Annotated in this window: 23 protein-coding genes; 20 read left to right on the top strand and 3 right to left on the bottom strand. The window is 56.5% G+C overall.

Annotated elements, in window-relative coordinates; translation table 11 throughout:
* Positions 1-22 precede the first annotated feature (22 nt).
* From BV390_RS11565 to BV390_RS11530, 8 genes are read left to right on the top strand one after another with little or no spacing between them, the layout of a single operon-like run.
* A complete protein-coding gene (locus tag BV390_RS11565; RefSeq protein WP_085396949.1) occupies positions 23-571 on the top strand; it encodes a fimbrial protein in 549 nt (182 codons plus the stop codon).
* A gap of 40 nt (positions 572-611) precedes the next feature.
* A complete protein-coding gene (locus BV390_RS11560; protein ID WP_032697129.1) occupies positions 612-3,089 on the top strand; it encodes a fimbria/pilus outer membrane usher protein in 2,478 nt (825 codons plus the stop codon).
* Positions 3,090-3,109: 20 nt separating this feature from the next.
* Positions 3,110-3,886, top strand: coding sequence for a fimbrial biogenesis chaperone (locus BV390_RS11555; RefSeq protein WP_032689874.1), 777 nt, complete (start codon positions 3,110-3,112; stop codon positions 3,884-3,886).
* Between the two features lie 25 nt (positions 3,887-3,911).
* Positions 3,912-4,517, top strand: a complete 606-nt coding sequence (locus BV390_RS11550; RefSeq protein ID WP_032689875.1) for a fimbrial protein — start codon at positions 3,912-3,914, stop codon at positions 4,515-4,517.
* Positions 4,514-5,578, top strand: coding sequence for a fimbrial protein (locus BV390_RS11545; RefSeq protein WP_032697128.1), 1,065 nt, complete (start codon positions 4,514-4,516; stop codon positions 5,576-5,578). The genes BV390_RS11550 and BV390_RS11545 overlap by 4 nt, the downstream gene beginning before the upstream one ends.
* Positions 5,579-5,586: 8 nt before the next feature.
* Positions 5,587-6,129: a fimbrial protein gene (locus BV390_RS11540; RefSeq protein WP_032689877.1), complete on the top strand. Its 543-nt coding sequence runs from the start codon at positions 5,587-5,589 to the stop codon at positions 6,127-6,129.
* Between the two features lie 43 nt (positions 6,130-6,172).
* Positions 6,173-7,810, top strand: a complete 1,638-nt coding sequence (locus tag BV390_RS11535) for a PglL family O-oligosaccharyltransferase (protein ID WP_369804315.1) — start codon at positions 6,173-6,175, stop codon at positions 7,808-7,810.
* Positions 7,794-8,510 (top strand): EAL domain-containing protein, encoded by a 717-nt coding sequence (locus tag BV390_RS11530; protein WP_085396947.1) that lies wholly within the window; start codon positions 7,794-7,796, stop codon positions 8,508-8,510. Before BV390_RS11535 ends, BV390_RS11530 begins: the two co-directional genes overlap by 17 nt.
* Positions 8,511-8,749: 239 nt before the next feature.
* Here the strand turns inward: BV390_RS11530 and BV390_RS11525 are convergent, their stop codons facing one another.
* Complete coding sequence (locus BV390_RS11525; RefSeq protein ID WP_032689879.1) at positions 8,750-9,541, bottom strand: DsbA family protein; 792 nt, start codon at positions 9,539-9,541, stop codon at positions 8,750-8,752.
* A 234-nt stretch (positions 9,542-9,775) separates the two neighbouring features.
* On the opposite strand from BV390_RS11525, the gene BV390_RS11520 reads away from it, so the two are divergent.
* The 3 genes from BV390_RS11520 (at position 9,776) to cbpM (ending at position 11,818) form a co-directional block, all read left to right on the top strand.
* The gene (locus BV390_RS11520; RefSeq protein ID WP_085396946.1) at positions 9,776-10,459 is read left to right on the top strand and encodes a TerC family protein; all 684 of its coding nucleotides are present in this window, start codon (positions 9,776-9,778) and stop codon (positions 10,457-10,459) included.
* A gap of 136 nt (positions 10,460-10,595) precedes the next feature.
* Positions 10,596-11,513 carry a curved DNA-binding protein gene (gene cbpA, locus BV390_RS11515; RefSeq protein ID WP_032689882.1) on the top strand — a complete coding sequence of 306 codons (918 nt, stop codon included), beginning with the start codon at positions 10,596-10,598 and terminating at the stop codon, positions 11,511-11,513.
* Positions 11,513-11,818 (top strand): chaperone modulator CbpM, encoded by a 306-nt coding sequence (gene cbpM, locus BV390_RS11510; RefSeq protein ID WP_032689883.1) that lies wholly within the window; start codon positions 11,513-11,515, stop codon positions 11,816-11,818. The genes cbpA and cbpM overlap by 1 nt, the downstream gene beginning before the upstream one ends.
* Positions 11,819-11,968: 150 nt before the next feature.
* Here the strand turns inward: cbpM and melA are convergent, their stop codons facing one another.
* Positions 11,969-13,315, bottom strand: a complete 1,347-nt coding sequence (gene melA, locus BV390_RS11505; protein ID WP_032689884.1) for an alpha-glucosidase/alpha-galactosidase — start codon at positions 13,313-13,315, stop codon at positions 11,969-11,971.
* Between the two features lie 241 nt (positions 13,316-13,556).
* Here melA and melR point away from each other — a divergent pair, with 241 nt between their 5' ends.
* Positions 13,557-14,495: a transcriptional regulator MelR gene (gene melR, locus BV390_RS11500; RefSeq protein ID WP_085396945.1), complete on the top strand. Its 939-nt coding sequence runs from the start codon at positions 13,557-13,559 to the stop codon at positions 14,493-14,495.
* 60 nt (positions 14,496-14,555) lie between these two features.
* On the opposite strand, the gene proP is transcribed toward melR, so the two are convergent.
* Positions 14,556-16,058: a glycine betaine/L-proline transporter ProP gene (gene proP, locus BV390_RS11495; protein ID WP_032689886.1), complete on the bottom strand. Its 1,503-nt coding sequence runs from the start codon at positions 16,056-16,058 to the stop codon at positions 14,556-14,558.
* 538 nt (positions 16,059-16,596) lie between these two features.
* On the opposite strand from proP, the gene BV390_RS11490 reads away from it, so the two are divergent.
* The 8 genes from BV390_RS11490 (at position 16,597) to phnK (ending at position 22,143) form a co-directional block, all read left to right on the top strand.
* Entirely contained in the window at positions 16,597-16,932 is a 336-nt protein-coding gene (locus tag BV390_RS11490; protein WP_004097870.1) for a zinc ribbon domain-containing protein YjdM, read from the top strand.
* Positions 16,933-17,127: 195 nt separating this feature from the next.
* Positions 17,128-17,562, top strand: a complete 435-nt coding sequence (gene yjdN, locus BV390_RS11485; RefSeq protein WP_032697124.1) for a VOC family metalloprotein YjdN — start codon at positions 17,128-17,130, stop codon at positions 17,560-17,562.
* Positions 17,563-17,723: 161 nt separating this feature from the next.
* A complete protein-coding gene (gene phnF, locus BV390_RS11480; protein WP_032689888.1) occupies positions 17,724-18,449 on the top strand; it encodes a phosphonate metabolism transcriptional regulator PhnF in 726 nt (241 codons plus the stop codon).
* Positions 18,450-18,902 carry a phosphonate C-P lyase system protein PhnG gene (gene phnG, locus BV390_RS11475; RefSeq protein WP_032689889.1) on the top strand — a complete coding sequence of 151 codons (453 nt, stop codon included), beginning with the start codon at positions 18,450-18,452 and terminating at the stop codon, positions 18,900-18,902.
* On the top strand, positions 18,899-19,483 hold the full coding sequence (gene phnH / locus BV390_RS11470; RefSeq protein ID WP_004856589.1) for a phosphonate C-P lyase system protein PhnH: 585 nt from the start codon (positions 18,899-18,901) through the stop codon (positions 19,481-19,483). The genes phnG and phnH overlap by 4 nt, the downstream gene beginning before the upstream one ends.
* Entirely contained in the window at positions 19,483-20,547 is a 1,065-nt protein-coding gene (locus tag BV390_RS11465; protein ID WP_085396944.1) for a carbon-phosphorus lyase complex subunit, read from the top strand. The genes phnH and BV390_RS11465 overlap by 1 nt, the downstream gene beginning before the upstream one ends.
* The gene (locus BV390_RS11460) at positions 20,540-21,388 is read left to right on the top strand and encodes an alpha-D-ribose 1-methylphosphonate 5-phosphate C-P-lyase PhnJ (protein WP_085396943.1); all 849 of its coding nucleotides are present in this window, start codon (positions 20,540-20,542) and stop codon (positions 21,386-21,388) included. Before BV390_RS11465 ends, BV390_RS11460 begins: the two co-directional genes overlap by 8 nt.
* Entirely contained in the window at positions 21,385-22,143 is a 759-nt protein-coding gene (gene phnK, locus BV390_RS11455; RefSeq protein ID WP_085396942.1) for a phosphonate C-P lyase system protein PhnK, read from the top strand. Before BV390_RS11460 ends, phnK begins: the two co-directional genes overlap by 4 nt.
* Positions 22,144-22,587 lie beyond the last annotated feature (444 nt).

The raw sequence follows: 22,587 nt of genomic DNA, 5'->3' as shown, positions 1-22,587 counted from the left end.
AATAGATAGAGGGAGCGCAGCGATGCCTGGATGGCGGACTCTACTGCTTTTGATTCTCCTGCCATCAACATGGACCCTGGCGAGCACCAGTAAACTAGCTAAAACGCCAGGTAAAATGCATTTACAGGGGAAAATAATAGAAGCCGCTTGCTATGTCGATCATGATGACCAGCAATTGTTAGTTGAATTTCATAATATTTCTGCGAGAGATATTAGCAATGCCCCTGAAAATATTTCAGCGCATGATTTTAGTATTCATTTACTTGGCTGTTCATTAGGAGATTCACAACATCCAGGCAGTATATTTCATAGTGCCAGCATCACTTTTTACAATGCATCACAGAGCAATGATAAAGATGATTTAAGTGTGAAATCTGATTCCGGAGATTTATCAATTACAATCTTTGATAAATATGGAAATCCCATTAATATGGGGATCCCCTCCCCAGATTATGTACTGAATCCAGGTAAAAACACGCTCCGATTTACAGCACATTTAGTTTCCCCAAACGGATATATCCGTTCCGGTGAGTTTAACGCCAGCATGCATTTTGTTGTGAATTATCTGTAAGCCGTTCTGGTAATAAGGTCCTGAAGGTTAGCAAACGAAGATGACTACGCTGAATACATCCAAAACGCTTCTGGCACTTTTCATTGCCCTGGCCTGCACCTCTTTTCCCGCAGCTGCAGACGAAACCATTGAATTCAATACCGCCGTGCTGGATGCCAGTGACCGACAAAATGTAGATTTACAGCGTTTTTCCGAAGGTAACTTTGTGGCTCCCGGAGATTATCTGCTGGACGTGCACATCAACGGCCAGGAGATCGCTCAGCAACAGGTCCGATATATCTCCGATGTTGACCATCCGCATAAGACCCTGGTCTGTCTCAGCCCGCAGCAGCTCGAACTACTGGCGCTGAAAGAGGATGCACTGAAATACACCCGCCCACTTGCAGAGAACTGTCTCGATATCTCACGCCTACCCGGCATAGCGCTGAACAATAGCGCCGGCGTCCTCGATATTACCGTCCCCCAGGCGTGGATGAAATATACCGACCCAAACTGGACGCCACCCGAACGTTGGGACAACGGCATAACCGGGCTCATTTTTGACTACAACCTTTCCGGGCAGGCAACGCGTTATCAACAGGATGGCGGCAGTTACCAGTCCCTTTCAGGTTACGGGCAGACAGGATTTAACCTCGGCGCCTGGCGTGTACGCAGCCAGTATCAGGCGAATTATACCTCTGACACACAAGGCACACGCTTCGACTGGGATCAATTTTACGCCTATCGTCCCCTGCCTATGCTGGCGGCGAAGCTGACGCTTGGCGAGATCTATTTAAACTCACAGATATTTGATTCTGTTCGTTTTACCGGAGCCAACCTCGCCAGCGACGAGCGTATGCTGCCGCCGAATTTGCAAGGTTATGCCCCGCAGGTCCACGGCATTGCCAAAAGCAACGCCAAAGTCACGGTGAGCCAGCAGCAGCATGTGATCTATCAGACCACCGTCCCGGCAGGGCCGTTCAATATCGAAGATCTGCGCAGCTCGGTGCGCGGCACGTTGGATGTTCGGGTGGAAGAACAAGATGGCACGGTTCAAACCTTTCAGGTCAATACGGCTGATATTCCCTACCTGACGCGTCCGGGTTATATCCGTTACAACGCCGCCGTGGGGAAGCCCTCGCGTTACGACCATCACCTCCAGGGGCCGGCGTTTTATAGCGGCGACTTTTCATGGGGAATGAGCAACGCGTGGTCGCTGTATGGCGGTGCGCTGCTGACCGGCAATCGCTATAACGCGGGGTCCCTGGGCATAGGGCGCGACCTGAGTCTGCTGGGCGCCCTCTCGGCGGATGTCACCCAATCGATCAGCCGGATAAAAAATCAAAACCAGCAAAAAGGATTGTCCTTCAAGCTCAGCTACGCCAAAACCTTTGATGAATACAACAGTGCCATTACCTTTGCCGGCTATCGTTTTTCCCAGCGGAACTTTCGCTCTTTCTCGCAATTTCTGGATGAGCAGTACGAAAATAACGACAGCACCGGGCGTGAAAAAGAGATGTATACCCTCACCGGGAATACCACCTTTTTTGCCGACGATCCTCGTCTTGCCACCACGTTGTATCTGACTTATGCCCATCAGAACTATTGGGATCGACGTTCGCAGGATCGTTATGGTCTGTCGGTCGGGCACACGTTCTCGTTTGCCGGTATGGAAGGGATCAGCGCTAACCTTGCGGCCTATCGTTCTGAGTATCAGGGAAAGCGCGATGACAGTCTGTCACTTTCCCTGTCGATCCCGTGGCGAGACGGACGCTCGACAGAATATCAGTTGCAAAACAGCGGCGGCCGCTCCAGCCAGATGGTTTCTTATTCCGATAACCGCGATCGCAATAATCCATGGCGAGTACGTGCGGGTCTGTCAGAAGACGGGCGAACGGCCTTTGATGGTTACTACCAGCACCGCAGCATGATGGCGGAACTAGAGTCTAACCTCAGCTGGCAACAGGACCGCTATATCTCGGTTGGAGGGACGGTGCGCGGTGGTTTTACCGCCACGCGGCACGGAGCCGCCTTCCACAATAGCCAGGCCTCAATGAACACGGCCCGCGTGATGGTCGATACCGACGGAGTTGCCAACGTTCCCCTCAATGGTCAACAGGCCCACTCAAACCGCTTTGGGATTGCTGTCGTGCCCGACATTGTCAGCTACAACAGCTTTGATACCCGCATTGACGTCGACGCGATGGCTGAGGACATCGCCGCCACTAAAGCCATTGTCACCAGTACGTTAACGGAAGGAGCCATTGGGTATCAACGCTTTGCGGTAGCACAAGGTGAAAAAATGATGGGGTTGCTGCGTCTTGCCGATGGCTCAGCCCCGCCTTTTGGCGCAGAAATTTTTAATGCTAACGGCGTCAGCGTCGCCATGGTCATGGACAACGGGGAAAGCTGGATCGCGGGGGTCAAACCCGATGAAACGCTCTCCGTTGTGTGGGGAGGCCAGACGCAATGCCACCTGAACGTTCCCCGACACATTAACCCACAAGGCAATGTCTTGCTGCCTTGCCACTCCTCTTAACCAAAAAAATGAATACTGCGATGAAAAACCAATCCTCTTTTCCTATACGTCGGGTACTGATGTCAGCCACTTGCGGCCTGCTACTGGCTGCGGTAGTCCATTCGGCCTGGGCCGGCGTCGCCCTGGATCGTACCCGTTTGATCATCACCGGGAACGATCGCTCAGTGAGCGCCAGTTTAACCAACACCAGTCCCTCAACGCCCTTCCTGGCGCAATCGTGGGTGGAAGATGCCAGCGGCGCCAAAGTGACCTCTCCCCTCATGGTACTCCCCCCCTTACAGCGCATTAACGGTGGGCAAAAAGGAATCGCCCGGGTCACCAAAACCAGCGGGATTACCTCCCTTCCGCAGGATCGTGAAAGTTTGTTCTATCTCAACGTGCGCGAAATTCCGCCGAAACCGGATAAACCCAACGTTTTGCAGCTGGCGATGCAGTCGCGCATCAAGCTGTTTTATCGCCCTTCGGCGATTGTGCCGCCAGAACCGGGGACAGTCTGGCAAAACCAGCTGGTCTTCCACAAAAACGGCAGCCAGTGGTCGGTAGACAATCCGACCCCCTACTTCATCACGGTCATCGGTCTGAGCCGCAAAACCGAAGCGGAAGGCAGCGGCAGGCTCACAAACTTCCCGGGGATGATGGTTGCCCCTAAATCATCGCAGAAGTTTAAGGTTACCGACGCCGGAATCGGTCAGTTCGTCATGATGTATGTGAATGATTTTGGCGGCCATCCGGAACTGAGATATCGCTGCACAGGTGATATTTGCCGGGCATTGCCAGCCGATCAACAACCCCGGTAACAGGATTCATCAGGGAGATTCGTTAATGAAGAAGCGACTTTGCATCCTGCTGCTGGCAGGGTGTTCCTGCTCCATTCAGGCCGATAACGGGCACCACGACATGAGCCATGTCTCAGGTGAATATGGCGACGTCCGCTTTCACGGGCGCGTTTATGTTTCACCCTGCGTACTGGACATGGCGTCCCGCGATCAAAGTATTAACCTCGGAGATATTCCGGCGAGCGCTTTTCACCAGGCAGGCGATCGTAGCCGCCCGGTTCTCGTCACATTGTTTCTCAATGACTGCCTGAAAGGTTCGAGCCACACCATACGGGATCTCCCGGGACAAACCTCCGCTACCCCACCGCTCGCACGTAGCACGCGGGAGCAAGGCATTTCCCTCACGCTGATGGCGGAAGGCGCGTGGGAAAATAGCGATCTTGCACGCATCCACGGCGATGTTCAGGGAGCGGGGATCCGCGTCATGACCGAACACCAGCAGCTTATCCATCTCAATCAGCCACAGCGCATGTGGATGATTAAACCTGGAAATAATGCGCTTCACTTTCTCGCCGCGCTGGAATCCACCGGACCCGAGGTCAGCGCCGGTGCCTTTCAAGGGCTGCTCAGATTGAAGCTGGAGTATCTATGACCCTATTGTTCAAAGCCCTGCTTGGCGCCACGCTCTCGTCCATAACCCTGGCTGCATCGGCATTCACGCAAGGAGAAGGCGAGCCGCAAGGGGGGATGCCGCATCAGTATGATATCGAGCTGAAATCGTTAGATATGGATAAAAACCATATTGGCGGACGTACCAGTCCTTTCAACTGGAATCTGAACGGGCAATATGTGGTTAATTTTCATTGCCCTGTTGAAAATATCAGTCGCGGGGCTATCCATTACTCAACGCTTTCCACCATGCCGCTCTCATCAAACGGCCCCAATCGCTATCGTCTGAATGAATATCTGGATGTCGAGGTTTCGGTGTGGATTGCCGGAAACTATCGCGGCTACGTACCCGCTCCCTTTACCAATGTGTCAAATCGCCTGACCAACAATTCATGTTCGAAACGCAACGGCGTCTCTACGGTCAGAAACGTCGAAAGCGGCTCCAAAGGGAAAGTGGTATTTATCGTCACCAAACCGATCATTAACGGGATCAACATCGCTTCGCAGTCGCTTCTCGACGTCGCGGGACGAATGGGAACCGCCGGTCCGACGCCAACGACCTCTATTTCACGGGTGGTGATTAAATCCGGGATTATTACCGTTCCTGATAAATGCACATTTAATCGTGGCGATAAAATCACGGTTGAATTCGGCAATTTACCCGGGTCGAACGAGAAGCTTAATGGGGTCAACTTTAGTAAATCGATCCCCATCCACGTCCAATGCGAAGGCGGAAGCTTTGATCAGGGCGCGCTGAATATCAATCTGGCCGTCCAGACGAGCACAGCCTCCGGAACCGCCGGATTTAATAACCAGTTTCTCGGCACCCTGAGTAACGGGCAGAAACGCGACGATCTTGGCATCATCCTCAAAGACGAGGGTGGCCGTACCGTGGTACCCAACCAGTTTTATAATGTGAAAGGATTTTATCAAAATCAGGGCGACTGGAATCTCACCGCCGCTCCCATCGCGAATCCTGGCGCAGGAAGTGTGAAAGAGGGGGAATTCGAAGCCTCCGCAACCGTTGTGGCACAGTTTCAGTGAGGCGCCCGATGACCTACCGGATACTCCCGGTGCTGCTCTCTTTATTCCTGAGCGGCGCCGTCAATGCGGAAACCAAACTTGTCGGCGGCGATATGCATTTTCATGGCACCGTCATGGCACTGGCCTGCAGCCTTCCGCCCAACGCAGACAAGATTGAAGTCGATTTTGGACAGATCGCCGCGAAAGACCTTTACCTGAGCGGACGCAGTCAGCCTCAGGCGTTCACGATCCCCTTACGTGATTGTAATCCCGACGTTTTCGCCACGATTTCCGTCACCTTTAACGGTACTGAAGATGCAAATTTACCCGATCATCTGGCCTTGAACAGCGGCGGTCCCGGAAGTGCCTCTGGCGTGGCGATAGGGCTGAGCGAGGAGGACGGCGCCGCCATTCATCTGGGCCAAAGCACCTCCCGACAGGCCATTACCGAAGGCCCCATGGCGCTACACTTTCTGAGCTGGGTCGAGGTGGAGCCTGATGCCCTGAAAAATCAATCCATCGAGTTTGGCCCGTTCAGCGCCAGCGGAACCTGGACGCTAAATTATCAATAGCATGAAGACCTCCTCTTTATCGCCTCACCGCTCGGGACAGCGTTTGATAATCGGCCTCAGCACGGCGTTCTGGGGTATCACTCTCCACCTTTACTGGCCCAATAACGGCGGAAGCGGGCTGTCACTGCCGATGAATATCATGGCCTGGCTCTACGCCGGGCTGATAATGGGCGGTGCATCCTGTTTGTTATCCCGCCGAAGATGGCGCATCACGACGCCATCGTTGTGCATTATCGCTGGCACCTTCCTCCTGACGCTGCTTTGCCTGTTGACGCCTGCGATCTGGCGTTCGGAAGCCATCCTCGTTGCCGGTGCGATAACCGGCGGCACATTGTTTTATCTGGTTCTGCTGCAAATTCCGCTGACAGGCAAGGTCTTCACTCAGTTACTCACAATCCTGTGGGGCGCAAGTCTGCTCGAATGCGGCATATTCACCCTTCAGTACCTGCATCTGCCTCTGGCACAGTTCTGGGAATTTCCCTGGTGGCGAGACGCTCGCCCATATGGCATTTTTCAACAGGTCAACCTGATGGCCAGCTTCACGGCAAGCGGAACTCTGCTGTCCGCGACCCTCGCCTTACGCACCGGCGCCCGATGCCGTATTGCCATCGGCGCAGGCATGCTGTTAATGGGGTTTGTGCTGCATGAAAGCCAGTCCCAGACCGGATATCTGTCACTGTTTATCGGCTGGTTTCTGCTGCTGTGTTGCTTTCCTGCGCGGCGGCGGCTGGCAGGATTATTGCTGCTCCTGATTCTGGGCATGGCGCTGGGGGAGTGCGTACGGCGCCTGCTATCCGTCGCGATCATCGATCATCAGACCTCCACCCGCACCCGCTGGGAAGTCCTCCGCGACTGCTGGACACTGTTTACTCATCATCCCTGGATGGGCTCCGGAGTCGGCAGCTTTCCCGCCCTCTTTCTGATGCATTTTGGCCACACGGGGCTGAGCCGGATTGCTCACCCGCATAATGAACTGGCGCTATGGCTGGTTGAAGGCGGCATGGCCGGGCTGGCCGGCACCGCCTGTTTTATCTCTGCCGGATTCAGGCTCTGGCTGGCTGGCAATGTCTGGCGTCGCGCCTGCTTACTCTGCGCGGTTCCCGTCTTGATCCATATGTTGACGGAGTACCCCGTCTGGCAATCGACGCCACACTGGTTGTTGTTGATCCTGCTGATGCGTTGTGCGGATCGCCCGATAAAAGGAACACAGCTCACCGGGGTGACCACAATGACGATCCGCACCTCGCTCGCGCTGCTGACCCTGATAGTGATCCCACTGCTGGGAAAAACGCTGCATATTCAGCAGCAGCTGACCGCCATTGAACGACAGGGAGAGCAGTGGCGGCTTCAGGCCCAGGTTCCTCCCGGCGGCTGGCTTCTGAGGTCCCGGTATCAGTTCGATATCCACATGGGTTACCTGCAACGTTATCAACAGACGAAGGACGAACGGTGGCTGAACACCTTTCGGCACTGGGCCTCCCGCTACGTGCGTGTCCATCCCGATCCGAATGTCTCATTCACACGCATTTTGATTGCCCAGCATCAGCACGATTTTGCGCTAGCCCGCCACCTGGCGCACCGCTTTTATCTCGAGTACCCAAAAGACCGCCGCATCCCCTGGCTACAGGACACACGGCGCCCCTTCAATCACAGAAACAATGAACATGAGCAGAAAGATTGAGAATGTCCGATTCCCGTCAGAGATGAGCCATCACCGGGAACTGAGCCCGGTTTGCGGGATCCGGCTCGAAATGATCCACTTTTTTGCAGATTCTGTCTCTAACGTCACTGAAGTGCTAAGTCAGATTCAGACGAAACTCTCGCCAGATGCATTCTTTCGCCATCTCTCTGTTCAGGCGAAACAACAGTTATTTTTGTGGCAAATCCAACAAGTTATCGCATTACCAGGCCGTTTCTCCCTCAACATGTCACTCAACATGATGACTCAGCCAGCGTTTATCCAGGCGCTGATTGCACAGGGGCGTCCAACGCGGATTATTATTGAAATACAGGACCCTGGTAATATGCAGCACCTTGCCAGGGACGAACGACAAATCGTACTGGCAGCGATACGTACTCTCTATCGGGCGGGGTTTAAAGTCTGGCTCGATGATTTGTATCCGCATCAGGTACCGATCTGGCAGCGCACGGGGATGCGTTTTGACGCGATAAAAATCTCCAGCGAGCTATTTCACCAGCTCAGAACAGCAGAACCACAGCTGGCCGCGCTGATTGCACGCTATCGCGAGATGGGCGAACGAGTCGTCATTGAGGGAGTTGAAACCGGACAAGATTACGCGCTCAGCCGTGACAGCGGAGCCGATGCCGTACAGGGATTTTTACTGCGCGATCCCCTGCCAATCGCACATCTTCTCAGTTAAGCGATGGCGCGAATACAGGCACGCAAACATTGCCTGAATGCAACAAGATAATCCCGCCGCTGCCCTGACTTCCTCACCATATTCCCGTCAGCGCTCTCTTCCAGACTGCCGCGTCATAAGCGCAGACTAAGGATAGGCTCTGCCAGATGATTATGCCGATGCGGTGCGCCCTGCTGAGCATGATGTGAAAAACCCACCGCCAGGTGGGTTCTTGCGGCGATGAATCCGACTATAAATACTCAGTTGCCGCCAGCCTTCTTAATCGCCGCATCCAGCGAGTCTTTATCAGCCAGACCCGGGAAGACGGTAATCGTGGCTTCGGTCGCGCCGGTGGTCGGCATCACGATTACGCCCGGCGTTCCGCTTAAGCCAATCTCCTGCGCCAGCTGGTTGGTGCTCTCGAGGGCAGCCGCAACATCCGGCGCTTTCTTCGCGTCGAAATTCACTTTCTTCGCCTGCTGCTGCACATCCGCGGCCGTCAGCTTCCCTTCGTTATGCCCGGTGGCGTAAATCCCGTTATGGTAGGTCAGGTAAGCTTCCGCGCCCTTCTGCTGGTAAATTTGCAGGCCAGTCTTCGCCGCCGTCAACGAGGTCTCCCAGCGACTGCCGAAAATGGGCCACTCTTTAAACGCAAACCGGGTCTGCGGATTTTCTTTAATCACCTGCTCCATCACCGGCGCCAGACGGCTACAGTAAATACACTGATAATCAAAGAATTCGATCACGGTCACCTTGCCATTGGCCGGTCCGTAGGTCGGGGTATTTTTATCCTGGGTCAGCGCAGCCTGGTTTTTAATCACGGCCTGAGTTGCCGCGCTCGCCTGCTGTTCCTGCTGAATCTGCTGAAGCTTCTGGCTCGCCTGCAGCAGCACCTCCGGATGCGCGACTAAGTAATCCGCGGCAATTTTGCCAATGCGGGCTTCCTGCTCCGGGGTAAAAGTTGCTGCCGGCGCCTCCGCGGCAATGGCCAAAGCCGGAAGAAGCGTGGTGCCCAGCAACGCGCCAATCAATATTTTTTTCGTACCAGCCATGAGGATAATCCTTGCGATGAGTAAACGGCAGGTGGGTCTGACAAAACAAAGTACCATCCTTTTCCGGTGAATCATCCCGGCACGATGCATTGATTCGTAACTTTTTTTTTCAATATCGCGCATGGGCAACCCCAGCGCTCTTTTGCCGGGCAGTGGTCAATGCGCCAGAACAGAGGTACGCTTGCTGCGGTTTTTCCCTTGAGGATACTTTTTTTAACATGATATGAGTCAGGCATGAACGAGCTATTCAATCAGTGGGATGTTGTTGTTATTTTGCTACAAATCATCGCAATCGATCTGCTGCTGGGCGGCGACAATGCGGTGGTGATCGCCATGGCGTGCCGCAAGCTGCCGCCCGAACAGCGTACCAAAGCGATTATTATTGGCACCTTCGGCGCCATTCTGGCCCGCGTTCTGCTGTTGGCCATTGCCGTCTACCTGCTCTCTCTGCCGTGGCTGAAAATTGTCGGGGCGCTCCTGCTGCTGTGGATCGGTATCAAGCTGGTTGCCCATCAGGATGAAGATGAAGAGATCGGCAGCTCAGGCAGCCTGTGGCGGACCGCGGTCACCATCACGGTGGCCGATGTTATTATGTCGATGGATAACGTGCTGGCGGTCGCCGCCGCCGGGAAAGGCCACCTGTTGCTGGTCGCGTTGGGCGTATTGATCAGTATTCCGATCATCGTGGCAGGCAGTAAGCTGGTACTGGCCATCCTTAACCGCTTCCCGGTTGTTATCCTGCTGGGAGGCGCCCTTATCGGCTGGATAGCCGGCTCGATGTGGGTTACCGACCCCACCGTCGTACGCCTGTTTCCGCAGGCACCCGATGCGCTACCGCTTATCGCCGGCGCCCTCGGCGCGGCGCTGGTGCTGCTGGAAGGACTTCGTCGCAACGGCCGGGCGCGTCCGGCCAGCTAAGCGCCCGCCGCTGACAGACGCCGTCAATCCCGACGGCGTCAAGTTTCCGCCAGATTCCTTCCCTACCGGCACTCATTTGCCCTAAGCTTATGACTGAAAGTCGTGACCACCGCAGCAAGTCAAATGAGATAACGCCATGGAATTAAAGGATTATTATGCCATTCTAGGGGTTAAGCCAACAGACGATCTAAAAACAATTAAGACCGCCTACCGCCGCCTGGCTCGTAAATATCACCCCGATGTCAGTAAAGAAAGCGATGCCGAAGCGCAATTTAAAGATCTCGCCGAAGCCTGGGAAGTCCTGAAAGATGAACAGCGCCGCGCCGAATATGACCAGCTCTGGCAGCACCGCAACGACCCGCAATTTGGCCGCCAGCAGCACTCCCGCGAACAAAGCTACAGCCAGCAGGATTTTGACGACATCTTCTCGTCGATGTTTGGTCAGCAGGCGCACCAGTCCCGCCGCCAGCATGCCGCCCGCGGCCATGATTTAGAAATTGAAGTCGCGGTGTTCCTTGAAGAGACACTGGCCGAGCAGACGCGCACCATCAGCTACAAACTGCCGGTCTATAACGTCTTCGGAATGGTTGAAAGCGAAACACCGAAAACCCTGAATGTGAAAATTCCCGCCGGGGTCAGCGACGGGCAGCGTATTCGCCTGAAAGGCCAGGGAACGCCGGGAGAAAACGGCGGACCGAATGGCGATCTGTGGCTGGTTATCCACATCGCGCCGCATCCGCTGTTCGATATTGTGGGCCATAACCTGGAAATCGTTCTGCCGCTCGCACCGTGGGAGGCGGCACTTGGCGCCAAAGTGACCATCCCGACGCTCAAAGAGAGCATCCTGCTGACCATCCCGCCGGGTAGCCAGGCGGGACAGCGTTTACGTATTAAAGGGAAAGGGCTGGCCAGCAAAACGGCCACCGGCGATTTATATGCCGTGATTAAAATCGTCATGCCGCCCAAACCGAATGAGAAAGCCAGCGCGCTCTGGCAACAGCTGGCCGATGCAGAGGCCGGCTTCGAGCCGCGTCAAGCATGGGGGAAAGCATAATGGCTAAAATGGCAGTGACCTTTACGATGACGGAGTTTTGTCTGCATACCGGCGTTTCCGAAGAGGATCTGCGGGAGATCGTCGGCCTGGGCGTGATTGAACCACGCCAGCCGCTGACGGAGGTCTGGTTGTTCGACGATAGCGCGGTGATGATTGTCCACCGCGCGATGCGCCTGCGTCGGGAGCTGGAGCTGGACTGGCCGGGTATCGCGGTGGCGTTAACGCTGCTCGATGAGAATGCGCGGCTGACCCGCGAAAACCGGCTGCTGCAGCAGCAGCTGGCCCGTTTTCTGGCGCATAGTTAAGCCGGTAGCACAGCAGGCTCTTCTGCCATGGCCCGCCTGCGCGGGTCAACAAAAGACCAGGCATCTTTTGATGGCCTAAAACCGGTAGGCCGGGCAAGGCGCTGGCCGCCGCCCGGCAGAAATGCGGCGCCCTGCCTCATACAGAACCGACTAACGATGTACCCACTCCGGCAGCCAGTCGCCGTGGCTGGCAATCAAATCGTCCACCAGCGCATAAATCTCTTCGATGCCCAGCGCGGCAGAGGTATGCGGATCCATCATCGTGGCGTAATAGATGTAGTCCCGGTTCTCGGTAAGAATGGCCTCGGTCAGCAGAGTCTGGACGTTAATATTGGTCTGCATCAGCGCCGCCAGGTGCGCAGGCAGCCTCCCGACTTTGGTGGGCTGAATGCCGTTCGCATCCACCAGACAGGCCACTTCCACGCAGCACCCTTGCGGCAGGTTGTCGATCAGCCCCTCGTTGCGCACGTTACCGTACACGACGCTCGGCTCACCGGTCCAGAGGGCGTTGATGATGGTGCTGGCATACTCGCGGGAGGGCTTAATCTCAATCCGCTCGCGGGTTTTATACTGCTCCAGCTCTTTGTGCCAGTTGGCCACCTGCTCCACGCAGCGTTTTGGATATTCGTCCAGCGGCACCTGATAGCGTTCAATCAGATCTTCACGCCCCGGTTTGATAAACCACGGCGTATATTCCGCGAAGTGCTCTGACGACTCCGTCACGAAGTAGCCCAGCTTTTTGAACATCTCATAGCGAACAATATTCTGGCAGCGCGAGTTCTCCCGATGCTTCGGCGCCCGCCCGTCGGCAAAGGCCTGCAGCATATCCGGATAAATGCTGACGTAGCTGCCGTCGGCCCGTTTTTTCTCCAGCGACAGATAGAACGCCATATGGTTGATGCCCGCGCAGCGATAGCGCAAATCCGCCGGGTCGAGATCGAGATCGTGCGCCAGTTCTTCCGCCGTTCCCTGCACCGAATGGCACAACCCCACCTGTTTAATATGCGGATAGCGCGCATACATTGCCCAGGTATTCATCGCCATCGGATTAACGTAGTTCAGCATGGTCGCCTGCGGGCACACTTCCGTCATGTCCTCGCAAATGCGCCACAGGTGTGGAATGGTGCGTAATGCGCGCATAATCCCGCCCGGGCCGAGCGTATCGGCAATGGTTTGTTCCAGGCCATGCAGCTTACAGACTTCAAAATCGGTGACGGTACAGGGCTGATAGCCGCCAATCTGAAAAGCCACCACCACAAAATCCGCATCCTTCAGCGCAGTTCTCTGCTCGCGATGGCAGCTAATTTCACCGTCGGCGCCGACGGAATCCATCAGCTTACGCACCACAATGTGCGACTCTTCCAGCCGGGTCGCATCGATATCCATCAGCGCAACGTGCGCCGATTTCAACGCCGGACGCTGAAAAACATCACCGAGAATATTTTTGACGAAAACCGTTGAGCCAGCGCCGATAAACGTAATTTTTGGGGCAGACATAGTGCTCTCTCCATCAGGTCATTGAACCCCTGCAGAGTGGCACGTCCGCGCGGCTTCCCGCTGCCCTCTTCCCGACGGAGCATTCCCGGAAACTCAGATTGGCGGCGGGACAACACGAAATCTGAGTTTATGGGAACAAATCGGCGAAAAAGTAGAGAAAACGGGCCGTTTAATCCGCTAAGATACCGGCATACCGGTGCAAAAAACCAGCAAGTGTGATGATTCAGGAACCCACGCCGTCATGGAACAAAACCGCCCGCCTTCGCGCCACGACCCGCATATGAGCAGCAGCGACGAGAAACAGACCCGCAGCCCGCTGGCGCTCTATTCCGAATATCAGCGGATGGATATTGAGCTGCGCCCGCCCCACGCGATGGCCACCAGCCACTGGCATGGCCAGGTGGAGGTCAACGTGCCGTTCGACGGCGATGTGGAGTATCTGATTAACAATGAAGCGGTGCTCATCAAACAGGGCTATATCACCCTGTTCTGGGCCTGTACGCCGCACCAGCTGACTCGCCCCGGCAATTGCCGACAAATGGCTATCTTTAATCTGCCGATGCATCTGTTTTTATCCTGGCCGCTGGATCGCGAACTGTTCAATAACGTCACCCACGGCATGGTGATTAAATCGCTCTCCGCCCAGCAGCTCAGCGTCTTTGAAGTCCAGCGCTGGCAGCAGGAGCTCAACAACGACAACGAACAGATTCGCCAGCTGGCGATCGATGAAATCGCGCTGATGCTTAAGCGCTTTAGCCTTTCCGGCTGGCAGCCGATCCTGGTCAATAAAACCTCACGCACCCATAAACACAGCGTCTCGCGGCATGCGCAGTTTTACGTCAGCCAGATGCTGGAATTTATCGCCGCCCACTACGATCAGGCGCTGACCGTCGATGCCGTTGCCGAGCATGTCAAACTGAACCCCAACTATGCAATGGGCATTTTCCAGCGGGTGATGCAGCAAACCATGAAGCAGTACATTACCGCGATGCGCATCAACCACGTGCGCGCCCTGCTCAGCGACACCGATAAGACGATCCTCGACATCGCCCTGACCGCCGGTTTTCGCTCCAGCAGCCGCTTCTACAGTACCTTTAGCAAGTACGTTGGTATGCCGCCGCAGCAGTATCGTAAGCTCAGCCAGCAGCGCCGGCAGGGCCTGCCGCCCGCGCAGCCATAAACGGGCATAAAAAATGCCGCCGGGGAAGCCCACGGCGGCATGAGTTAACGCAAGAACCGATTATTCGTTAATACGCGGGTGCTGCTGCACCAGTCGGGAGCGTTTTTCCTGCAAATCCGCAATCTCCTGATCGAGATCTTCGATTTTGTGTTCGATGTTATCGTAGTGCTCGCCGAGAATTTCTTTCGCTTCCTGGATATCCGAAGCCGCAGGCGTCGCCCCTTTCAGCGGGCGGTTTGCCGTCTCTTTCATCGTCAGACCGGTCATCAGCCCGATAACCGCAATGACCATCAGATAGTAAGCCGGCATCATCAGGTTCTGCGAGGTTTCCACCAGCCAGGCCGCCAGAGTCGGCGTCAGACCGGCAATCAGCACCGAAATATTAAAGGCGCTGGCCAGGGCGCTAAAACGAATATGGGTCGGGAACATCGCCGGCAGCGAGGACGCCATCACCCCGATGAAGCAGTTGAGCACCACCGCCAGCAGCAGCAGACCCGCGAAAATCAGGCCAATAACGTTGCTGTTAATCATGATAAAGGCCGGAATCGACAGGGTAAACAGCGCCACGCTACCGATCAGAATAAACGGACGACGGCCGAATCGGTCGCTGAGCATACCGATAATCGGCTGGACGAACAGCATACCGACCATGATCGCAATAATAATCAGCACCCCGTGATCTTCCGAGTAGTGCAGGTTATGCGACAGGTAGCTCGGCATGTAGGTGAGCAACATGTAGTAGGTCACGTTGGTGGAAATCACCAGACCGATACAGGTCAGCAGGCTGCGCCAGTGTTTGGTCGCAATCTCTTTAAAGGAGACTTTTGGCCCTTCCTGTAACCCTTCACGATCGCCCTGCTCAAGGGTATCAACGTGCTGCTGGAACGCCGGAGTCTCTTCCAGCGCATGACGAAGATAGAGACCAATCAGCCCTAACGGCAGGGCCAGGAAGAACGGTAAACGCCATCCCCAGCTGAGGAAGTTCTCTTCACCCACCACGCTAGAAATCAGCACCACCACGCCGGCGCCCAGGACAAAGCCGGCTATCGAACCAAAGTCCAGCCAGCTCCCCATAAAGCCGCGCTTGCGGTCGGGAGAGTATTCCGCAACAAAGATGGATGCACCGGTATACTCGCCGCCCACCGAGAAGCCCTGCGCCATTTTACACAGCAGCAGCAGAATCGGCGCCCAGATACCAATCGAGGCGTAAGACGGAATCAGACCGATACAGAAGGTACTGATCGACATGATGACAATGGTGATGGCCAGTATCTTTTGTCGACCATATTTATCGCCCAGCATGCCGAAGAACAGGCCACCTAGCGGACGGATTAAGAACGGAACGGAGAAGGTCCCTAACGCGGCAATCATCTGCACGCTGGGATCGGCATCGGGGAAGAAGACTTTACCTAAGGCATACGCCACAAAACCATACACACCAAAATCGAACCACTCCATCGCATTACCCAGCGATGCTGCGGTAATCGCTTTCTTCAGTTTGCTGTCATCAATGATGGTCACATCCCGAAGCGTGATGGGTTTTACTTTTTTCCTTTTAAGCATAATTATCCTCTTTTGCTCTCGCCTTGAGCGCACGAATCTCCGCCGAATGACAAGGTCATTCGCGTCATGCGTTGGGAGCGGCGAATTGCTGTGCTCCACATTTCAAGCGTAGCAGGTTTGCCTGCACTGTCTGCTGACAGTCCGTACAACCGAACCTGTTGACGCCTGCTCTGGCCATAATGAATATGCGGTGCCGCTAATAAGTGTAGTGAATTTGCGTTCTCGCCTTTTTACCCTAACAGCGTTTAAATTTGGGATCAACTTCACAAAAATTTACCTACCCTTAAACAGAGTCGGCTAAAACCAATAAGTTCAATGAATATTGGAACTTAGCAATACATTTCCGGAAATATCTGGCGGTTTTTATGCAAATAACCCCGTCACTCTTCACGTGATATATTCATTTCTTCCCGGCGGTAACTCATAAAAAAGGCCCGACAAAAGTGCGGGATTGCGCTATAATCACTTACACTTTCGGCTATCAGCCGCCATTTAATGGACCAACGTCCTGTTTTACCCAGTAATCGCGAGGAACGTCATGCAACTGCCACACTGCCCAAAATGCCATTCTGAATACACTTATGAAGACGGCGGCATGTTTATCTGCCCGGAATGCGCCCACGAATGGAACAATGCCGAGCCTGCGGATGATAACGACGCGCTGGTGGTCAAAGATGCCAACGGTAATTTACTCGCCGACGGCGACAGCGTCACCGTAGTAAAAGATCTCAAAGTTAAAGGCAGCTCTTCAATGCTGAAAATCGGCACCAAAGTGAAGAATATCCGACTGGTGGAAGGCGATCATAACATCGACTGTAAAATTGATGGTTTTGGTCCGATGAAGTTGAAATCCGAGTTCGTCAAAAAGAACTAATTCTATTTCCCCGGCACCGGAGATTTATTTTCCCGCTCCTGAAACGGCCGCCGGGATAAATGAACGGATATATTTCCGCTGTGCCGCCTGATTATTTCCCGCATGTCGCAGCATCCAGACCCGGCTCTACCGCCTGGTCTGGATGGCTCATCACCTTCTACACTTAATGGGTCTTCGTTACCTGAGGTAATGGTTATGCCCTTAAGTCCTTACATCACCTTTAGCGGCAACTGCGCAGCGGCGATAGCGTTCTATCGGCAAACGCTGGGCGCCGAACTTGTCCACCAAATCACCTACGGCGAAATGCCGCAGAATGCCCAGGATGCCCAGGATGGCTGCCCTTCCGGCCAGCATTTATCCGCCGACTGTATCGCTCATGCCAGCCTGCGCGTCGCGGGTAGCGAGCTCATGCTCGGCGACAGCCCGGGCGGCGAGACCGATCGCTACGCCGGCTTTACCCTGGTACTCGATACTCAGGACCTGGCCGAGGGCAAGCGCTGGTTCGATAGCCTCGCCGACGGCGGGAGCGTCGAGATGGACTGGCAGGAAACCTTCTGGGCCCACGGCTTTGGTAAAACCATCGACCGCTTTGGCGTGCCGTGGATGGTGAACGTCGTCAAACAAGCGTAAAACTTCCCCCTCCGGGCGGGTTCTCCCGCCCTGTCACTCAGCTGGCACCAACTCTTCATCCGCCGGTCATTGTGTGTTAACCGGAATGTAACAAAAACACGTCAGGATCGGGCCACTCTCAGAGGGAAATCCCTTCTTCTGCTTAGTGAGGCTTGACTGACATGTACTTATCCAGACATCCGACCAGTTATCCAACCCGGTATCAGGAAATTGCCGCCAGACTTGAGCAGGAGCTACGCCATCACTACCGCTGCGGCGACTACCTTCCGGCTGAACAACAGCTGGCCACGCGTTTTGAAGTCAACCGCCATACCCTGCGCCGGGCGATCGATCAGCTGGTTGAACGCGGCTGGGTCCAGCGTCGTCAGGGGGTTGGCGTGCTGGTGCTGATGCGCCCAATCGACTATCCGCTCAATGCCCAGGCGCGCTTCAGCCAGAATCTGCTCGATCAAGGCAGCCACCCGACCAGCGAAAAGCTGCTGTCGGTACTGCGCCCGGCCAGCAGCCACGTCGCCGAAGCCTTTGGCATTGATGAAGGCGACAACGTCATTCATCTCCGGACCCTGCGCCGCGTCAACGGCGTCGCGCTGTGCCTGATCGACCACTACTTCACCGACCTGCGCTTCTGGCCAGCGCTGCAAACTTTCACCCAGGGTTCACTGCACGATTTCCTGCGCCAACGGCTGGATGTCGAACTGACCCGCGCGCGCACCAAAATCAGCGCCCGTCGCGCCCAGGCTAAAGAGAGCAATATTCTCGGGATCCCCAACATGGCGCCGCTGCTGTGCGTGAGAACCCTGAACCACCGCGCGGGCGAAACGCAGGCTACGGAGTACTCCGTCAGCCTGACCCGGGCGGACATGATTGAATTCACCATGGAGCACTGAATGCACTTTGATACCGCAACCCGCCAGCGCTGGATGTCCGTGCTGGCCCACAGTGAACCCGAGGAGCTGCTGGCACGGATGCAGACCCTGCAGCTGGCGCCGGACTATGAACTGATTCGCGCGCCGGAAACCGGCCTGGTGCAGCTGCAGGCACGGATGGGCGGGATCGGCGATCGCTTCTTCGCCGGCGACGCCACCCTCACCCGCGCCGCCATTCGCCTTGCCGACGGCACCATCGGCTACAGCTGGATCCTCGGTCGCGATCGACCACATGCCGAACGCTGCGCCACCATCGACGCGCTGATGCAATCGCCCCACCATTTTCACACCTTAATGGAAACCCTGATTACCCCGCTGGAAGCACAACGAAGCGCACGCATTGAAGCCCGACGCGCCGAAGTCAACGCCAGCCGGGTGGACTTCTTTACTCTGGTTCGCGGAGATAACGCATGACCTTACAAACCGCTTTTACCCTACCGGTGCAGGATGCCCAGCACAGTTTTCGTCGCCTGCTCAAAGCCATGAGCGAGCCGGGCGTCATTGTCGCCCTGCAGCAGCTCCAGCACGGCTGGCAGCCGTTGAATATCGCCTCCACCAGCCTGCTGCTGACACTGGCGGACCACGAAACGCCGGTCTGGCTCTCATCGGCGCTGCATAACGACCTCGTCGGCCAGAACTTACGTTTTCATACCGGCGCACCGCTGGTGGAACTGCCGCAGCAGGCGGTCTTCGCCGTCACCGATGAACGTATCAGCAGCGAACAGCTTAACGTCCTGTCCGCTGGTACCGTCGCTGCGCCGGAAACCGGCGTCACGCTGATTGTCCAACTCGCCAGCCTCAGCGGCGGGCGCATGCTGCGCCTGACCGGGGCCGGTATCGCTGAAGAGCGCATGATTGCCCCGCAGCTGCCGGACTGCATCATTGATGAGCTGACCGAACGCCCGCACCCGTTCCCGCTGGGCATTGACCTGATCCTCACCTGCGGCGAGCGCCTGCTGGCTATCCCGCGCACCACCCACGTGGAGGTTTGCTGATGTACGTTGCCGTCAAAGGCGGAGAGCGAGCGATCGAAGCCGCTCACGCCTTACAGGAACATAAACGACGAGGCGATGGACGGCTTCCCGAACTGAGCATTGAACAGATTACCCAACAGCTACACCTGGCGGTCGATCGGGTGATGACCGAAGGCGGCATCGCCGATCGTGAACTGGCGGCGCTGGCGCTCAAACAGGCCAGCGGTGACAACGTCGAAGCCATTTTTTTACTGCGCGCGTATCGCACCACCCTGCAGCGGCTGGCGGTGAGCGAACCTGTCGATACCGCCAGCATGCGCCTGGAACGCCGTATTTCGGCGGTCTATAAGGATATTCCCGGCGGCCAGATGCTCGGCCCGACCTACGATTACACCCACCGCCTGCTGGATTTCACCCTGCTGGCCAACGGCGAAACGCCGCCGCTGAATACCGCCGAACGGCCGCCGGAAGCCACACCGCACGTTTTTAACCTGCTGGTGCAGCAGGGGCTGGCGAAAGCGGAACAGGAGTCCTACGCCCGGCCCGACGACATCACCCGCAATCCGCCGGTCTATCCCTGTTCTCGCTCGTCACGCCTGCAACAGCTGGTGCGCGGCGATGAAGGCTATCTGCTGGCGCTGGCCTACTCCACGCAGCGCGGCTACGGCCGCAACCATCCTTTTGCCGGTGAGATTCGCAGCGGCTACGTCGCCATTGAGATCGTCCCCGAAGAGCTGGGTTTTACGGTCAATATCGGCGAACTGCTGATGACGGAATGCGAGATGGTCAACGGTTTCGTGGCGCCGGAAAGCGAACCGCCGCACTTTACGCGCGGCTATGGCCTGGTATTCGGCCTGAGCGAGCGCAAAGCGATGGCGATGGCGCTGGTCGACCGGGCGCTACAGGCGCCGGACTACGGCGAGGAGATAGCCGGGCCAGCGCAGGATGAAGAGTTTGTCCTCGCCCACGCCGATAACGTCGAGGCGGCCGGTTTCGTCTCGCATCTCAAGCTGCCCCACTATGTCGATTTCCAGGCCGAACTGGCGCTGCTGAAACGCCTGCAACGGGAGAACGAACGTGGCTAACCCACTCACTGGCTACAACTTTGCTTATCTTGATGAGCAGACCAAGCGCATGATCCGCCGGGCAATTCTCAAAGCGGTGGCGATTCCCGGCTACCAGGTGCCGTTCGGCGGCCGCGAAATGCCAATGCCCTACGGCTGGGGCACCGGCGGTATTCAGCTGACCGCCAGTATCATCGGTGAGCATGACGTGCTGAAGGTGATTGACCAGGGCGCCGATGACACCACCAATGCGGTGTCGATACGGCGGTTTTTTAAGCGCGTCACCGGCGTCGCGACCACCGAGGCAACCTGCGATGCCACGCTGATCCAGACCCGTCACCGGATCCCGGAAACGCCGCTCACCGAAGATCAGATCCTGATCTTCCAGGTGCCGATCCCGGAACCGCTGCGCTTTATTGAGCCGCGCGAGACCGAAACCCGTACCATGCATGCACTGGAAGAGTACGGCGTGATGCAGGTGAAACTGTATGAAGACATTGCCCGCTTCGGTCATATCGCCACCACCTATGCCTACCCGGTAAAAGTGAACGGCCGCTATGTGATGGACCCGTCGCCTATCCCTAAATTCGACAACCCGAAAATGCACATGATGCCCGCGCTACAGCTGTTCGGCGCCGGGCGGGAAAAGCGTATTTACGCCGTGCCGCCGTTTACCCCGGTGGAGAGCCTCGATTTCGACGACCACCCCTTTACCGTCCAGGAGTGGGATGAACCCTGCGCCATTTGCGGGTCTCGCCACAGCTACCTTGATGAAGTGGTACTCGATGACAGCGGCAAACGGATGTTTGTCTGCTCCGATACCGACTATTGCCGCCAACAGAGCGAGGCGCTGAACAAATGAGCCATCCGTTACTCGCGGTCAATCATCTGACCCATCTTTATGCGCCGGGCAAAGGCTTCAGCGACGTCTCTTTTGAACTGTGGCCCGGTGAAGTGCTGGGCATCGTGGGCGAGTCCGGCTCGGGGAAAACCACTCTGCTGAAATCCCTCTCGGCGCGCCTGGCGCCGCAGGAAGGTGAAGTGCGGTATGAAAACCGCTCGCTGTATGCGATGAGCGAAGCGGATCGCCGCCGTCTGCTGCGCACCGAATGGGGCGTGGTACATCAGCATCCGATGGACGGCCTGCGGCGCCAGGTGTCGGCGGGCGGCAATATCGGCGAGCGCCTGATGGCCACCGGCGCACGCCACTACGGAAATATCCGCGCCACCGCCGAACGGTGGCTGAGCGATGTCGAAATTCCGCCGTCGCGTATTGACGATCTGCCCACCACGTTTTCCGGCGGTATGCAGCAGCGTTTGCAAATCGCCCGCAACCTTGTGACCCAGCCGAAGCTGGTGTTTATGGACGAGCCGACCGGCGGTCTGGATGTCTCGGTGCAGGCGCGTCTGCTCGACCTGCTGCGTGGCCTGGTGGTCGAGCTGAACCTGGCGGTGGTGATTGTCACCCACGACCTGGGGGTGGCGCGCCTGCTGGCTAATCGTCTGCTGGTCATGAAACAGGGTCAGGTGGTGGAAAGTGGCTTAACCGACCGGGTGCTGGACGATCCTCATCATCCGTATACCCAGCTGCTGGTGTCATCGGTATTGCAGAACTGAGGTTGCTGTCGCCGGGTGGCGCTGCGCTTACCCGGCCTACGAACACAGCCCCCCCAGTCCGGGTTAGGCCGTGAACACAGCGCCCCAGGCCGGGTAAGGCCATGAACACAGCGCCCACAGGCCGGGTAAGACCATGAACATAGCGCCCCCAGGCCGGGTAAGGCCCACGAACACAGCGCCCACAGGCCGGGTAAGGCCCACGAACGCAGCGCCCACAGGCCGGGTAAGGCCGTGAACACAGCGCCCCAGACCGGGTAAGGCCATGAACACAGCGCCCCCAGGCCGGGTTAGGCCCACGAACGCAGCGCCCACAGGCCGGGTAAGGCCATGAACACAGCGCCCCCAGGCCGGGTTAGGCCCACGAACGCAGCGCCCACAGGCCGGGTAAGGCCGTGAACACAGCGCCCCCAGGCCGGGTTAGGCCCACGAACGCAGCGCCCACAG

The organism is Klebsiella sp. YJ (assembly GCF_002108615.1).
Lineage (GTDB): Bacteria > Pseudomonadota > Gammaproteobacteria > Enterobacterales > Enterobacteriaceae > Klebsiella > Klebsiella planticola.
This window is presented reverse-complemented; position numbering and strand designations above follow the sequence as displayed.

Bases quoted from the DNA above. Each gene is read 5' to 3' on its own strand.
- BV390_RS11565 (WP_085396949.1), top strand. From the start codon at position 23: ATGCCTGGATGGCGGACTCTACTGCTTTTGATTCTCCTGCCATCAACA.
- phnF (WP_032689888.1), top strand. From the start codon at position 17,724: ATGTACTTATCCAGACATCCGACCAGTTATCCAACCCGGTATCAGGAA.
- yjdN (WP_032697124.1), top strand. From the start codon at position 17,128: ATGCCCTTAAGTCCTTACATCACCTTTAGCGGCAACTGCGCAGCGGCG.
- BV390_RS11525 (WP_032689879.1), bottom strand. From the start codon at position 9,541: ATGGCTGGTACGAAAAAAATATTGATTGGCGCGTTGCTGGGCACCACG.
- cbpA (WP_032689882.1), top strand. From the start codon at position 10,596: ATGGAATTAAAGGATTATTATGCCATTCTAGGGGTTAAGCCAACAGAC.
- BV390_RS11520 (WP_085396946.1), top strand. From the start codon at position 9,776: ATGAACGAGCTATTCAATCAGTGGGATGTTGTTGTTATTTTGCTACAA.
- BV390_RS11465 (WP_085396944.1), top strand. From the start codon at position 19,483: ATGTACGTTGCCGTCAAAGGCGGAGAGCGAGCGATCGAAGCCGCTCAC.
- melR (WP_085396945.1), top strand. From the start codon at position 13,557: ATGGAACAAAACCGCCCGCCTTCGCGCCACGACCCGCATATGAGCAGC.
- BV390_RS11490 (WP_004097870.1), top strand. From the start codon at position 16,597: ATGCAACTGCCACACTGCCCAAAATGCCATTCTGAATACACTTATGAA.
- phnK (WP_085396942.1), top strand. From the start codon at position 21,385: ATGAGCCATCCGTTACTCGCGGTCAATCATCTGACCCATCTTTATGCG.
- BV390_RS11560 (WP_032697129.1), top strand. From the start codon at position 612: ATGACTACGCTGAATACATCCAAAACGCTTCTGGCACTTTTCATTGCC.
- proP (WP_032689886.1), bottom strand. From the start codon at position 16,058: ATGCTTAAAAGGAAAAAAGTAAAACCCATCACGCTTCGGGATGTGACC.
- phnH (WP_004856589.1), top strand. From the start codon at position 18,899: ATGACCTTACAAACCGCTTTTACCCTACCGGTGCAGGATGCCCAGCAC.
- phnG (WP_032689889.1), top strand. From the start codon at position 18,450: ATGCACTTTGATACCGCAACCCGCCAGCGCTGGATGTCCGTGCTGGCC.
- BV390_RS11540 (WP_032689877.1), top strand. From the start codon at position 5,587: ATGACCTACCGGATACTCCCGGTGCTGCTCTCTTTATTCCTGAGCGGC.
- BV390_RS11545 (WP_032697128.1), top strand. From the start codon at position 4,514: ATGACCCTATTGTTCAAAGCCCTGCTTGGCGCCACGCTCTCGTCCATA.
- BV390_RS11555 (WP_032689874.1), top strand. From the start codon at position 3,110: ATGAAAAACCAATCCTCTTTTCCTATACGTCGGGTACTGATGTCAGCC.
- BV390_RS11530 (WP_085396947.1), top strand. From the start codon at position 7,794: ATGAGCAGAAAGATTGAGAATGTCCGATTCCCGTCAGAGATGAGCCAT.
- cbpM (WP_032689883.1), top strand. From the start codon at position 11,513: ATGGCTAAAATGGCAGTGACCTTTACGATGACGGAGTTTTGTCTGCAT.
- melA (WP_032689884.1), bottom strand. From the start codon at position 13,315: ATGTCTGCCCCAAAAATTACGTTTATCGGCGCTGGCTCAACGGTTTTC.
- BV390_RS11550 (WP_032689875.1), top strand. From the start codon at position 3,912: ATGAAGAAGCGACTTTGCATCCTGCTGCTGGCAGGGTGTTCCTGCTCC.